This is a genomic window from Chloracidobacterium sp. (genome assembly GCA_015075585.1).
Taxonomy (GTDB): domain Bacteria; phylum Acidobacteriota; class Blastocatellia; order Pyrinomonadales; family Pyrinomonadaceae; genus OLB17.
The window spans coordinates 562,363-575,483 of record JABTUB010000001.1 but is presented as its reverse complement, the minus strand read 5'-3'; the positions used below and the strand labels follow the sequence as shown (position 1 = coordinate 575,483).

12 protein-coding genes and 1 riboswitch are annotated in these 13,121 nt (G+C 55.8%); of the genes, 9 read left to right on the top strand and 3 right to left on the bottom strand.

Features of this window, described 5'->3' with window-relative positions:
* Position 1 precedes the first annotated feature (1 nt).
* The 3 genes from HS105_02605 to HS105_02595 are packed head-to-tail and all read right to left on the bottom strand — an operon-like array spanning position 2 to position 2,682.
* Positions 2-772, bottom strand: a complete 771-nt coding sequence (locus tag HS105_02605) for an ABC transporter ATP-binding protein (protein ID MBE7515491.1) — start codon at positions 770-772, stop codon at positions 2-4.
* 18 nt (positions 773-790) lie between these two features.
* Entirely contained in the window at positions 791-1,789 is a 999-nt protein-coding gene (locus HS105_02600) for an iron ABC transporter permease (GenBank protein MBE7515490.1), read from the bottom strand.
* Positions 1,789-2,682, bottom strand: a complete 894-nt coding sequence (locus tag HS105_02595) for a cobalamin-binding protein (GenBank protein ID MBE7515489.1) — start codon at positions 2,680-2,682, stop codon at positions 1,789-1,791. The genes HS105_02600 and HS105_02595 overlap by 1 nt, the downstream gene beginning before the upstream one ends.
* A gap of 127 nt (positions 2,683-2,809) precedes the next feature.
* Positions 2,810-2,952, bottom strand: a riboswitch (cobalamin riboswitch).
* Between the two features lie 136 nt (positions 2,953-3,088).
* Between HS105_02595 and HS105_02590 the strand changes: the two genes are divergently transcribed.
* From HS105_02590 to HS105_02550, 9 genes are all read left to right on the top strand, one after another.
* Positions 3,089-6,817, top strand: coding sequence for a HEAT repeat domain-containing protein (locus tag HS105_02590; protein MBE7515488.1), 3,729 nt, complete (start codon positions 3,089-3,091; stop codon positions 6,815-6,817).
* 103 nt (positions 6,818-6,920) lie between these two features.
* Positions 6,921-7,157 (top strand): 30S ribosomal protein S21, encoded by a 237-nt coding sequence (locus HS105_02585; protein ID MBE7515487.1) that lies wholly within the window; start codon positions 6,921-6,923, stop codon positions 7,155-7,157.
* A gap of 75 nt (positions 7,158-7,232) precedes the next feature.
* The gene (gene surE / locus HS105_02580; GenBank protein ID MBE7515486.1) at positions 7,233-7,979 is read left to right on the top strand and encodes a 5'/3'-nucleotidase SurE; all 747 of its coding nucleotides are present in this window, start codon (positions 7,233-7,235) and stop codon (positions 7,977-7,979) included.
* Positions 7,976-8,647 carry a protein-L-isoaspartate(D-aspartate) O-methyltransferase gene (locus tag HS105_02575; protein MBE7515485.1) on the top strand — a complete coding sequence of 224 codons (672 nt, stop codon included), beginning with the start codon at positions 7,976-7,978 and terminating at the stop codon, positions 8,645-8,647. Before surE ends, HS105_02575 begins: the two co-directional genes overlap by 4 nt.
* Before the next feature lie 12 nt (positions 8,648-8,659).
* Entirely contained in the window at positions 8,660-9,376 is a 717-nt protein-coding gene (locus HS105_02570; GenBank protein MBE7515484.1) for a VTT domain-containing protein, read from the top strand.
* A gap of 108 nt (positions 9,377-9,484) precedes the next feature.
* The gene (efp, locus tag HS105_02565; protein ID MBE7515483.1) at positions 9,485-10,048 is read left to right on the top strand and encodes an elongation factor P; all 564 of its coding nucleotides are present in this window, start codon (positions 9,485-9,487) and stop codon (positions 10,046-10,048) included.
* An 89-nt stretch (positions 10,049-10,137) separates the two neighbouring features.
* A complete protein-coding gene (locus HS105_02560) occupies positions 10,138-11,454 on the top strand; it encodes a 3-deoxy-D-manno-octulosonic acid transferase (GenBank protein MBE7515482.1) in 1,317 nt (438 codons plus the stop codon).
* Positions 11,451-12,659, top strand: a complete 1,209-nt coding sequence (locus HS105_02555) for a glycosyltransferase (protein ID MBE7515481.1) — start codon at positions 11,451-11,453, stop codon at positions 12,657-12,659. Before HS105_02560 ends, HS105_02555 begins: the two co-directional genes overlap by 4 nt.
* Positions 12,640-13,086, top strand: a complete 447-nt coding sequence (locus tag HS105_02550; protein ID MBE7515480.1) for an AtpZ/AtpI family protein — start codon at positions 12,640-12,642, stop codon at positions 13,084-13,086. The genes HS105_02555 and HS105_02550 overlap by 20 nt, the downstream gene beginning before the upstream one ends.
* Positions 13,087-13,121 lie beyond the last annotated feature (35 nt).

Below are 13,121 nucleotides of genomic sequence, written 5' to 3'. Positions count from 1 at the left end.
TTCAAAAAACGCTCGTAATACGAACGCTGTCATTTGCCGGATGTCGATCCAGCAGAACCTTTACGCCAAAGACGCTTTCGATATTTGCTTCGGTCAGCACCTCTTTCGGCTCTCCGTAGGCCGCAACGCGGCCTTCCTTTAACATCAGGGCCGTGTCTGAAAAGGCCGCCGCAAGATTAAGGTCGTGCGTTATCACGATCGCAGAGGAGCCTTGAGTGCTGCATCGCCTTCGAACAAGCCGGAACATCATCCCTTGATGTGCCATATCGAGATTTGCCGTCGGCTCATCAAGCAGCAGAATGCGGGCATCCGTTGCGAGAGCCCGTGCGAGGACGACGCGCTGCCGCTCGCCGCCCGAAAGCTCATTCATCAGCCTGACCGCGTACTCCGACAAGCCGCAGTCCTCTAGGGCTTTCCATGCTGCCGAGATGTCAGTGTCAGTTTCCCAGCCGAAGGCACTCCCGTTCACAAAGCGGCCTGCGAGCACGAACTCGAGAACCGTTACAGGAAATCTCGTCTCCGCCTCCTGTGCCACGACCGCCATTTGCAAAGCGATCTCTCGCCGCGAGAGATCGGCCACCGGCCTGCCGCCGATCTCGATCGAGCCGCCTGCAAGCGGGATCGTGCCGTTCAAGGCCTTTATGAGCGTGGTCTTGCCCGCACCGTTCGGGCCTAAGAGCGCCATTGCGGTACCCTCGGCAAGTTCGAATGAGACGTCTGTCAGGACGCTGCGTTCAGCGTAGCTCACTTTCAAATGGTCAGCTTTCAGCATCTTCCTTCGTTCAACGCGTTATCGCTTTCTCAGCAAATAAATAAACAGCGGAGCTCCCGCAAGTGCGGTTATCGCTCCGACCGGCAGTTCCCTCGGAGCGATAGCGGTCCGCGCGATCGTATCAGCCGCCACCACAAAGATCGCTCCGCCGATGGCCGAGAACGGCACTACCATACGGTTATCGCTACCCACGCTCATTCTGATCAGATGCGGCACGATAAGGCCTACATAACCGACGCTGCCGCTTGCCGCGACCGCCGCGCCGACAACGAGGCTTGCCGCCGAGAATACGAGCAGACGGACGCGGCCCGTTTCGACACCGAAGTCGGCCGCGTCCCGCTCGCCGATCATCATCAGGTTCAACGCCCGCGCCTGCGAAAAGATGACCAGAGTGCCGATCGCGACCGCCCCAAAACTGAGATAAAAGCCCGTAAGCGTTGCCTGCGACAGGTCGCCGAGCAGCCAGAATGTAAAGCTTCTCAGTTTGGCAGCATCGAGAAGGGTCGTCAGCATAACGATCACCGACGACAGGAACGTCGTTACGATAACGCCCGAAAGCACCAAGCGTTCGACATTCATGCCGGCGCGTGTCCTCGCCATTTGATAAACAGCGATCGTCGCGATGCCGGCGCCGGCGAACGCGAGAAGAGGCCGAGCAAGATCAAAATTGCTGAAAAAGACGAATGCCGCCATAGTACCCAACGCGGCACCGTTCGACACGCCGAGCAGATACGGTTCGGCAAGCGGGTTCCTTAGCAGCGACTGAAGCCCCGCACCGGCAACGGCAAGGCTGGCACCAACGCTTGCCCCAAGCAGGATCCGCGGCAGGCGTATGTCAAAGAAGATCGATCTTTGCAGCGGTGTCAGGTCAAAGAGCGGCAGGCGTTCGGCGCCGAACATCGCAGCCGCTGCTAATACAACAGCGAGCATCAACAGCATCAAAGAGCCGATCATAAATGCGCGCTGCCTTGCGACACGCGGCCTTGCGGTGTTGTTCTGAACGGCGGCCTTATCCACTACAAATTGATCCCGTAGAGACGCCTTGCGATCTCCTCCAACGCTTCGGCGACACGCGGCCCCGGCCGGGCCAGTATGTCCGCATCGATCTTATAAACACGTCCGTTCTTTACCGCTGCAGAGTTTTTGAAGGCCTCATTCGGTTCGGTATTATCATCAGAATCCGAAAGGATGATCGCGTCAGGGTCGAGCGTGGCGGCGGCCTCTTTACTTATCTTCGGATATGCGGTATCGACATCCTCTGTTACCGATTCCGCATTCGCGTAAGGCAGCACGCTCGTCAGGAATGACGTACGTCCGATGGTGAACAGCGGCTCTTTTGAGATCTGCACAAAGACACGCGTCTTCGTATGCTCAAGCGTCATTTTTCGGACACGAAACAATCTGTCTTTGAGATTTTTTACGGAGATCGCAGCGGCTTCTTCAGTGCCGAAGATGGCGCCGAGCTGCTCCATATCGCGCAGTATCCCGACAATATCACTCGGGTCGGTCACATAAACGGCAATGCCGTTGTCACCCAGCGTTCTTGTAAATCCTTCGAGCTGCGACGCGGTAGAGACGAGCACGACATCCGGCTTTAAGGCGATGATGCGCTCGAGGTTCGGGTTTACGGTATCGCCGACCTTTTCAACGTATTTTGCTTGTTCGGGATAGTTGCAGTATGTCGTATCACCGACGAGGCGGTCGCCCGCACCTACGGCATAGACCATCTCGGTAGCACTCGGCGCGAGCGAAACAACGCGAGCGACCGGCATCGGCAGGCTCACTTCACGCTTCAGATCATCAACGACCTTCTGCACAGGCCTCTCATTCCGCTTAGGCGCGGAACCGCACGCGGCGACGAACAGCGCCGCAGCGACAGTGAACCAAAAGAGCCTGGTACGGAAGATCATATTGCCCTCAAATGCAAAAAATGCCTTGCTTTTTCCTGCGTCTCATCGACAAGGAAAAACAAGGCATTTATTCAACCAATGACCTGTTCGCCCTGCGATGTCTTAACGCGAAACATCGAACAGCGGCATTCGGCAAAGTGCGAATAACGGGCAACCTGACTTTGCGGCATATCAGCCGCATTCACAGTGACGCGATCGTGCGGGATTCTCACCCGCTTCCCCCTTTTTGACCCGACGCCGAGAATGGACGCCGGCCGCAAGTGCCAATTTCAAAAGACCAAACTACGGATTATTGCTTTAATACTCCGCTAAGTCAATTCGGCCGTTTCAGGCAACTTTTACCTTGCTCCCGGAACCGAAACGAATATAATCACTCTATCTGTCGAGGCACCGCAGAAGATCGCCCATGAAGAATACCATTCGCGCATCCGCATTTTGCATCGCACTGCTAACGTGCCTTTCGGCATTCCTCTGGCACACATCAGCCGCGAAAGAAGACCCGATCGAGAAACTGCTGATGCTGCCGGCACCGCCGCGTCCGAATCCGCTTGTGAAGCCGTACCGATCGCGTGATAAAGACTTTTACAACCCGAACAAGCCGCCGAGAGATGATGCTCCCGCTGATGAGCTGATTGACTATTGGATACAGCAGGCTTCCCTTGCAGGCCCCTTGCGATACACGCCGGAGCCGTCGGCTAAAACGCTTGCTCGTCTAAAGAAAGAGATAGAGGACGACCCTTCCAAACTTGCCAACCTTGTAAAGTTGTTCGGCAGTGAAAAGGACGGCTACGAATTCGTAAAGTCCGTTTACGACAACCAAGGCGAGAACGGCTCGATAGGCGAGGACGATCGCAGCCGGATACGCGAATGGCTTACCAACAACAGTCCGTACTATTCCGATGAACTGCGTGCTGCGGCAGAACAGGTATCCGACGTCAATGAATACGTCTCGAATCAAGAAGAACTGCTTGCACTAACACGCTTCGACTTCAACAAGGCTCGGCCGATAATCGACCGCTTGATGTCCGGCGGCGGCACTTCGACAAGGGCCCTTGCACTGTGGGCTCTCTATCGGCACGCCCTCGACACCGATTCGCTCGGCGATATTGAACGCTATCGCGACGAACTCAAAGCCATGGTCGAGAACAAAGATCTGCCCGACGGTATGCGCGATCTTGCAATGGACGCGCTCGTGCATGAGAAGGATTTTCCGGGCCGCGACGACTGGTATTACGGTTTAATGTCAGACGAGACGCTTGTAAAGATGCAGCGCTTTACGGGCCTTACGACGCTTATCCGCATCTCACCTGATGAGAAGTATGCCGATAAGATGATCGATCTGCTAAAAAGCAGCGACCGAAACGTCCGCGGAGCGGCGGTCAGAAACCTTACCGAAAAGCTAGATTCGAATAACCCCGACATCCTTAGGGCACTGCTGCCGTGGCTCGAAGACAAGAATTGGGCGGTCGATAACGGCAATGTCCGACGCACGATCGTACAGAAACTTAGCGAGATCGAGATGCCGGAAGCCGTTCCGAGCCTCATTGCCCTGCTTGACGAACGCAGTCCCGATGTGCCGAAACGTCCGGGTATGAATACTGCGGCCAATTCGGTGGTACCCGCAGCAAAACTGCCGGCCAACATGGCCGCAAATGCGGTTTCTGCTGCTAATGCTGCGGTTGCTGACGCTCTTGCCGCTGTTAATGCAGCAGTAGCGGATTTTGCGGCATCCGATGAACCATATCCTCTTCGCAACTCGGCACTCGACGCCCTGATCAAACAAAAGGATCCGCGTGCCGCAGGGCCTCTCAGACGGCTGCTTGGACAGACGGAAGAGCCTTACGCTCAACGAAAACTTGTACAAGCACTATTCGCCAGCGGCGGCTTTACGACACTTGAGCAGATGGACGCTATTGAGGCTGCCGTTACGGCCGAGCTTGCCGGCAGTAACGTTATGGCTCTCTCCTACACCTCCGGGTATTCGGATAATACTAATACCGCCACAGCCAGGATTCCGAAGGGCGAATTCATACGGGCAAATCTGTTCGTCGCACTAACAGGTGAGGATAGGGTCACTGATGAACTCGCGTCGGCTCTTGTCAGCCGGATCGCCGCCCTTGATAAACGTGATCCCGCGCGGGCGCAGATCTATCGTCGAATGATACTTCGCTGGCAAAATGCTCCGATAGACTCACTTTTGCTGCTTGATATCCGCACCGGACGCGCCGATGCGGCAGGTATTCTTCGATCGCTCGCGCGGGCAAAGGCACTGCGTGAGACCCATGGCCCCGAGGTCGCGGCACTATCTGAAGGAGTTCCTTCTGCTCAAGGGCTGGCCGCGTGTCTTGTGGACGACCAATACGGCTATGCAGCGGCTGTCGAAAATACGGAACCGCGTGCCCGCGAGGCTCTTTATGCCTGTGCGCGGCTCATACGAGCGGAACTTCCGATCGCAAAGGCCGCGATTGATCTGAACTCACCCGACAAACGGCTTTCGATCGCTGCCGAGCGGTATCTGATCAGCGAAGACTCGCCCGAAGCACAACGGCTTGTCCGCGCAAAGCACCCGAATGAGGCGTTCATCACAGGCTCTTGGAATTGGTTTTTTGTTGACGGATACGTCGGCGCCGACAACGAGCTCCTCGCAAACCTCTTTTTTGTCGGCATTAACGAGGGTAGTGTGTACTTGGAATCCCCGGAGCCAGACACCTATATCCGCACGCGCGAAAAGCAGCTTCGGGAAGAAGTGCTGAAGACACCCGACCTTAACGGTGTTTACTGGTTTGACGACGCTTATATTCGGCTTTACAAGGATCGGGTCGTTTTCAGTTGGGATGAAGATGAAAGCCGTTACCGCGAGCGCGTGCTGGAACGGCACGAATTTGACGAATTTGCCGCCTTCCTCGCTGACAACGACGTTGATTCGATGCCGCCGTATATCGACTGCGACGGGCCGTATTGCCTTAAGGCCGAATTGTTGATGCTCGGCAAGAACGGCGGCCGCCGTATATGGGGCGGCGGATATATGAACTCACAGTTCTTTAAGGGGCTGATCGAACGAATTAAGCGAATGAAAGCCGCACCGGCCGATGTAAAATATGCCCTCGCACGCGAGGTGCCGGGCCTTGAGGTCATTTCGGCAAGCGACCAGTTTTATGTTGATACCGTATGGAAGAGCGACAGCGGCATAATTGCTTCCGCGATCGACCGCTCTGTCCGCACGAGAGTTGCCGATGAGATCCGCAAACAAGTTACCGGAAGCGGCGAAGACCGCCCTGCGGATGATGCGGATGTCCGTCTTGCAAAACGCGACAAGCTGAAGAGCGAGCGTCGATACGAGGGCCGGTCATGGAAAACGGTGACGGACAAAGGCCTCGGCGCCGACGTGGCCCAACCGGCGGGTTTTGACCAGATGCCAGTCAGCGGCGGCTTCAGCGTTGCCGGTGGGGAGAGCAGTTGGAAGGCGCGGCTCGGCGGCGTTGAATATCGAGGCTCAAATGTCGGTATCGTTAAATGGTCGAACGGCAGATCGTCAAAATTGACCGGCGGCAGCTACACAAATCTCGTTTTGTCAGGAAACGGACGCTGGCTTCTTGCCGGCCGGCTCGAAGACAGTTACATCAGCTCGATCTCGCGTATCGACACTGCCACCGGCAAGGTGTATCCGGTCGCCATGGACATCACGTACGGATACCTTCAGCCGGATGCTTACATACCGAGTTTAGGCAAGATCCTCGTTTCGACACGTGTCGGTTCTTATGAATGGGAGATCGGCGAGCCGGACGAGGATGATGCGGCCTTCGGACGAGAGGAGTTCGACCCCGATGCAATGAGACTCGTCGATCCCGCGACGGGCGCGGTATTCCCGGCCAAAGGTGAGTTCAGGCCGCTTGTACAACAGACCTTCCGCCCGCTGCAGGCCGCAGGCCGCCCGAATGAATTTTGGGCGGCGATCACCGATCCGGAAAGCGGCGCGACAGACGTCGGCATATACGAAACCAAGTTCTTCACCTTCAGGAGCGTAAAACGCCTGCCGAAGATAGTCTTCAGCAGCATGGCGATGTACGTTGACGAACCGGCGAACAAGATCTATTTTGCGTACCGCGGACATCTGCTCGCAGTGCCTCTGAAATAGCCTTGCGCGGTTTGCGCGGTTTGCGCGCCGCATACGCTTTGTAGTTTAATGATTGTTTGCCCGTTTTGGGTGGATTTTCGGCCGAAAGGAGGTGAGAAAGTAAATGGCATATATATCAGTTAACGCAAACGAATCGATCGAGTCGGCACTGCGCCGCTTTAAGCGTAAGGTGATCAGTGAGGAGATCATTAAGGATCTTAAGAAACATTCTCATTACATCCCGCCCGGCCAGAAGGCAAAACTCAAGTCGGCGAACGCACGCAAGCGTAACCGGCGGCGCTTCCGTCAGCAGCGTCCCGCAAATGCGGCACCGCGCACGACCGCACCGGCGGCACAATGAACATTACGTTTCAATTTTGAGTACAATGAAAAGGTGAACAACGGCAACGTCGCTCACCTTTTTTTCACTTTTTAGATGTCCAGGCCAAGGATCCTTATAACAAATGACGACGGCATCCACTCGGAAGGTATCGCCGCCCTTGAAAGCGCACTGTCGCTCGTCGGCGACGTCTATGTCGTTGCTCCGGAATCCGAGATGAGCGGAGCCTCGCACAGCCTTACGCTCGCCCGCCCGCTGCGAATCCGTAAGATAGACGATCATCATTGGACGGTTGACGGGACGCCGACGGACTGTGTAACGATCGCACTCAACCACATCTTCGGCGACGGTTTTCGGCCGCACATCTGCTGCTCGGGCATCAATCACGGGGCGAATCTCGGCGACGATGCGACATATTCCGGCACCGTGGCAGGTGCGATGGAGGCGACGATCCTCGGCGTGCCGGGCCTCGCATTCAGCCTTGTCGAGCATCGCGACCCGGACTTTGGCGAATCAGCCCGCGTCGCCGCCGAATTGACGCGCAAGGTGCTTATTGAGGGACTTCCGACAGCGACACTGCTCAACATAAACGTGCCGAAAGGCGTCCCGACCGGCATTCGTGTTACGACGCAGGGTTTTAAGACCGCACGGCCTGTCATCACCGAACACGTAGATCCGCGCGGCAAGTTCTATTATTGGATCGGCGAGGTCCGCGAGGGTTTCCGCGCCGAGGGCGGCACCGACTTTGAAGCCATCGCCGATGGCTACGTCTCGGTAACGCCGATGCGCAGCGACCTGACGAACCACCGCGCTCTCGACGCACTTTCCGACTGGAACACATGACCGCAGTAACGCCGCAAAAGAATGCCTCCGACGGCTATGAAATGCTTCGCCACGCAATGATCGATACGCTGCGAAGCAAATACGGCATCGCGGATGAGAAAGTGCTCGGCGTAATGGGCGATCTCGGCCGGCATCTTTTTGTTCCCGAAGCGCTCCGTTCACAGGCATACAGAGATAATGCACTTCCGATCGCCGGCGGCCAGACGATCTCGCAGCCTTTCATCGTTGCCAAAATGACCTCGCTGCTCGAGCTGACCGGCAGCGAAAAGGTGCTTGAGATCGGAGCGGGCACGGGCTATCAAACGGCGATCTTGGCGACGCTTGCCCGCCGCGTATTCGCTGTCGAACGCATCGCATCGCTCGCCGCAGACGCCGAACAGCGGCTCAGATCGCTGGGATTCACGAACGTTACGATCAAAGCCGCTGACGGCACGAACGGTTGGGATGCATATCAGCCGTATGATGCGATACTTGTGGCGGCAGGCGGCCCATCGGTTCCCGCCCCGCTGGTCGCACAGTTGAAGGTCGGCGGCCGGCTTGTCGTGCCGGTCGGACGCGAGCAAAGGTCGCAATTCTTGATACGCGTTACGCGCACCGCCAACGGCAGCGTCGAAGAGAATTTCGGCCCGTGTTCATTTGTTCCGCTCATCGGCGAGCACGGCTGGTAGCGTTTTTTTATTATGGATCTTCTGCATCAGATCAGGGAGTTTTTGAACCCGGCACATTTGATCAATTACCTCCTTGATCTCATGGGCATCTACGTCTATTTCGGCCTTTTCTTCATCGTCTTTGCCGAAACCGGGCTTGCCGTCGGCTTTTTCCTTCCGGGCGACAGCCTGCTCGTCGTCGCCGGACTGATGGCACGAACACTGCCCGACAAACTGAATGTGATACTTATCCTGCTGGCGTTCTTTGCCGGATCAGTGATCGGGGACAACACGGGTTATTGGACAGGCCGCTGGATGGGCAAACGACTGTTCAGCCGTGAAGATTCGTTCATATTCAAGCCGAGCAGAGTGCAGAAGGCGCATTCGTTCTTTGAAAAATACGGCGTCAAGACCGTCGTCCTGGCGCGCTTTGTGCCGATCGTGCGGACATTTGCACCGCTCGTCGTGGGTGCATCCGAAATGCCGTATTCGCGTTTTCTGCCGTTCAGCATTTTGGGCGGTGCTATCTGGATATCAAGCATGGTGCTTGCAGGCTACTTCCTCGGCGGCGTGGTCGAACGAGCACTCGGCATCAAGCTCGATGAGCATATCGAAAAGGTCGTTATCGTCGTGATCTTCCTGTCGCTGCTGCCGCCGATCGTCGAGTTTCTCAAGCACAAGTTCGGGCGTTCGGGCAAGGATGTCAGCAGTGCAGCAAAGGTCGCTGAGGATGAACACGGTGCATCATAATCCGCATACCTTTGCCGCTGCATACTGATACTAGACAAATCAAAGGAACGAAATTACACTTTTTTGTTTGTGAACCGCGCCGATGCGCGGTGATTACAGTTAATATTTATGGCTATTTCAGCAAATGACATCAGAAAAGGAATGGTGATCCTCCACGAAGGAGCACCGGTCAAGGTGATGGAGTTTCACCATCACACGCCCGGCAACCTGCGGGCGATGGTACAGGCCCGCCTTCGTAATCTGCTCACGGGCAACTCGTTCGAATACCGCTTCCGTTCAAATGACACACTCGAAAAGATCACACTCGAACAACATAAGATGGATTACCTCTACTCGGACGGTTCACATCATCATTTTATGAACAACGAGACGTACGAGCAGGTGGCGTTGACGGAGGATGAACTTGGCGACTCGGCACAGTGGCTGATGCCCGGCCTGACCATCGAGGTCGAATTCTATAATGGTTCGCCCATTGGCGTAACGCTGCCTGCATCTATGGAACTAACGGTGGTTACGACCGAACCGGTACTCAAAGGTGCGACCGCGTCGAACTCGAATAAACCGGCAACGCTTGAGAACGGTGTTACGCTGCAAGTGCCGCCGTTCATCGTTGAGGGCGAAAAAATACGCGTAAATCCTGCGGAATCCCGCTACATGGAACGCGTGAAGTAACCCTGCCGGACAGACTTCGCCTCAAAGACGACTTGCCGAGACACCTATCGGAATTTTTGGCTTTCTGCGACTATATGTAACTGTCCGATATGTTCGTTCTCTACAGCCTAATTTACACGCTGGCATTCATGCTGATGTCGCCGCGTTTCTTCTACGACGTGATCGTCGGCGGTAAATATGCGGCGGGCTTTAGGCAGAGGCTCGGTTTTCTTCCGGAATTCAAGCACGATCAGCGGCCTGTCGTTTGGATCCACTGCGTATCGGTCGGCGAGGCGAACGCCGCAAGGCCGCTCATTGACGCATTCAAACGCGAATTTCCGCTCCACAGGCTGATCATCTCGACGATAACGAGAACCGGACAAAAACACGTTCGCGAGATATTCAGGCATCAGGCAGATACTTTCTTCTACTTTCCTTTCGATTGGCGCTTCAGCGTTCGGCGTTCCCTCGAACACTTCGAGCCGAAGGCCGTTATCCTTCTTGAAACCGAACTTTGGCCGAACTTTATCCGCGAAGCAAATCATAAGAAAGCGTGTATCTGCCTCGCGAACGGTCGAATGTCCGCACGTTCGTACAAGCGATACGGATATTTCAAGAAGTCCATAAAACGCATTCTCGGATACTTTGACCTTGCCGCCATGCAGTCAAATGCCGATGCAAAACGGGTAATGGCACTCGGCCTGCGTGCAAGCAAGGTGCGTGTGAGCGGCAACCTCAAATTCGACCATGGAGTTACGGCCGATGAGAACGCGCTGACCGAGGAATTCCGCACACGCTTCGGCATATCGGCAGATGCGCCGCTCATTCTCGCCGCCAGCACACACGAACCGGAGGAAAAGTGGATCCTCGACGCATTCAAGGCCGTGTGGAAGTCGCAGCATGTAAAGCTGCCGCGGCTGATGCTCGTGCCGCGCCATCCCGAACGCTTTGAGGCGGTAACTGAGCTTCTGAGAACGACCGGCTTTTCATTTGTCCGCCGCAGTGAGGCCGCTTCTGCACGCGATAAGACCGCTGAGATCATTCTGCTGGACAGCATCGGCGAACTTCGTGCCGCATATCCGCTCGCTGAGATCGTCTTCGTCGGCGGAAGCCTGATCAAGCACGGCGGCCAAAGCATCTTCGAGCCCGCCGCGTACGGCAAGGCGATCGTTACCGGCCCTTACACCTCCAATTTCGCCGCCGCCGTCGAAGAGTTTTTGTCGAAGGACGCACTTGTTCAGCTTCCGAGGGTAAAAGGCGAGCCTGTCGATGAGCTCGCTGATGTGTTCGCAGCGCTCCTAAGCGATCAAGGCCGTCGTATGATGCTCGGTTCCAACGCCCTCACTACAATGAACACGAACCGCGGCGCTTCAGAACGCACACTCGAGTACCTTGCACCTTTCCTCGGCAAGCCTCCGGCGCAATGATCTATATCTTCGGCGTATTCGCTGCTATTCAAATTTGGTTCAGCTTCGTATCGCTGAAAAGCGGCCTCGCGTTTTACGGCTTTGTGCAAAAGGAGTTAGCATCCACGCTGTCGGATCTCACTTGCAAAGTATCGCTTTTCATACCGTGCAAGGGTGTCGATCAGGGCCTGCGTGAAAACCTGCAAGCCATTTTCGATCAGCAATATGCGGACTACGAGATCATTTTTGCCGTTGATGATGAGGCCGATCCGGCCGTTGCTGCCATTCGCTCGCTTATCGAGCAGAACGCAACACCCGCGAAGCTCGTGATCGCCGAGAAAGCATTGATTTCGGGACAGAAGGTTGAGAACTTGCGTAAAGCCGTCCTGTACGCCGACCCTCTTTCAAAGGTGTTCGTCTTTACAGACTCGGACACACGGCCGGAGCGTGAATGGCTTGCCCGCATAGTCGCACCGCTCGAACGCGAAGGCATCGGCGGGGCCTCGGGCTACCGCTGGTTTATCGCACCAAAACCAACCTTTGCTTCAGAACTGCAAAGCGTCTGGAATGCGTCCATTGCGACCACACAAGGTGCCGATCCAAGAAAGAATTTCTGCTGGGGCGGCTCAATGGCTGTCAGCCGTGATACTTTCGAGCGGCTTGCCATACGAGATAAATGGCAAGGCACTGTCTCGGACGACCTTGTGATCACACGTTCGCTTCTTGCGGAAGGGCTTGGTATCGCCTTTGTTCCGCAGGCACTTGTCGTATCGTTCGAGAACCGTACGTTGAGTGAAATGCTCGAATTCACGACACGGCAGATCAAAGTTACGCGGGCATATACACCGCACTATTGGCTGATCTCGTTGCTCGGGAGCGGGCTTTTCCTTGCGGTTATGGCAGCGTCGATATATTGGCTGTTCGCCAGAAGCCGTACCGCAGCGGTCGCCGGTGCCGCAACCCTCGCGCTCGTATCTGCCCTGAGCGCGGCAAAATCGTATATTCGTTTGAAGGCGATCCGGCTCGCTCTGCCCGAATGGGATGAACGGCTGAGGCGACAGATCGGGACGCATATAACCCTTTTCCTTGTTACGCCCTTGCTCTTTTTCTATAACGGCTTGGCAGCGCTGTTCTCCCGGCGGATAACGTGGCGCGGCATAACGTATGTATTGAAATCGCCGACCGAAACTGTCATTATACGTCCGGATGTCGGAGATCGAACCTGAACAATCTCAACCCGCCGAAGAGCAGATCGAGCAGCCGCCGTATCATTGGCCTGCTCCGCCGCCGCAGGCTCATACACTCGAACCCTTGAATTTATACGAGCCTCGCCCCGAACCGCAGCATACAACGTATGCGCCATTCGAACCGGAGCCTGTTGAAGAGACCGTCAGGCGGGCAGGGCTTGCGTATTCGATCGGCATCGCCTTTGTCGTTTCGGTCGCATTCTGCCTGTTTTTGGGCTGGATAGCCGACCTGCTGCTCGGTACAAAACCGTGGGGCCTCGTGGGCGGCATCGTCCTTGGGTCGATCATCGGCTTTATCCAAGTTTTCCGCATCTCGGCTCAGATCTTCGGCCCCTCGCCAAAGCGCCCGGAAATAAGGCCCTTGCTGGGTGGCGACGAAACTGACACGAACGGCTCTACGCTTTGAGTTTTTGGACAAATACGGGTAAACTTTAGGTTTCG

Bases quoted from the DNA above. Each gene is read 5' to 3' on its own strand.
- HS105_02605 (MBE7515491.1), bottom strand. From the start codon at position 772: ATGCTGAAAGCTGACCATTTGAAAGTGAGCTACGCTGAACGCAGCGTC.
- efp (MBE7515483.1), top strand. From the start codon at position 9,485: ATGGCTATTTCAGCAAATGACATCAGAAAAGGAATGGTGATCCTCCAC.
- HS105_02550 (MBE7515480.1), top strand. From the start codon at position 12,640: ATGTCGGAGATCGAACCTGAACAATCTCAACCCGCCGAAGAGCAGATC.
- HS105_02575 (MBE7515485.1), top strand. From the start codon at position 7,976: ATGACCGCAGTAACGCCGCAAAAGAATGCCTCCGACGGCTATGAAATG.
- HS105_02585 (MBE7515487.1), top strand. From the start codon at position 6,921: ATGGCATATATATCAGTTAACGCAAACGAATCGATCGAGTCGGCACTG.
- HS105_02560 (MBE7515482.1), top strand. From the start codon at position 10,138: ATGTTCGTTCTCTACAGCCTAATTTACACGCTGGCATTCATGCTGATG.
- HS105_02590 (MBE7515488.1), top strand. From the start codon at position 3,089: ATGAAGAATACCATTCGCGCATCCGCATTTTGCATCGCACTGCTAACG.
- HS105_02555 (MBE7515481.1), top strand. From the start codon at position 11,451: ATGATCTATATCTTCGGCGTATTCGCTGCTATTCAAATTTGGTTCAGC.
- HS105_02595 (MBE7515489.1), bottom strand. From the start codon at position 2,682: ATGATCTTCCGTACCAGGCTCTTTTGGTTCACTGTCGCTGCGGCGCTG.
- HS105_02570 (MBE7515484.1), top strand. From the start codon at position 8,660: ATGGATCTTCTGCATCAGATCAGGGAGTTTTTGAACCCGGCACATTTG.
- surE (MBE7515486.1), top strand. From the start codon at position 7,233: ATGTCCAGGCCAAGGATCCTTATAACAAATGACGACGGCATCCACTCG.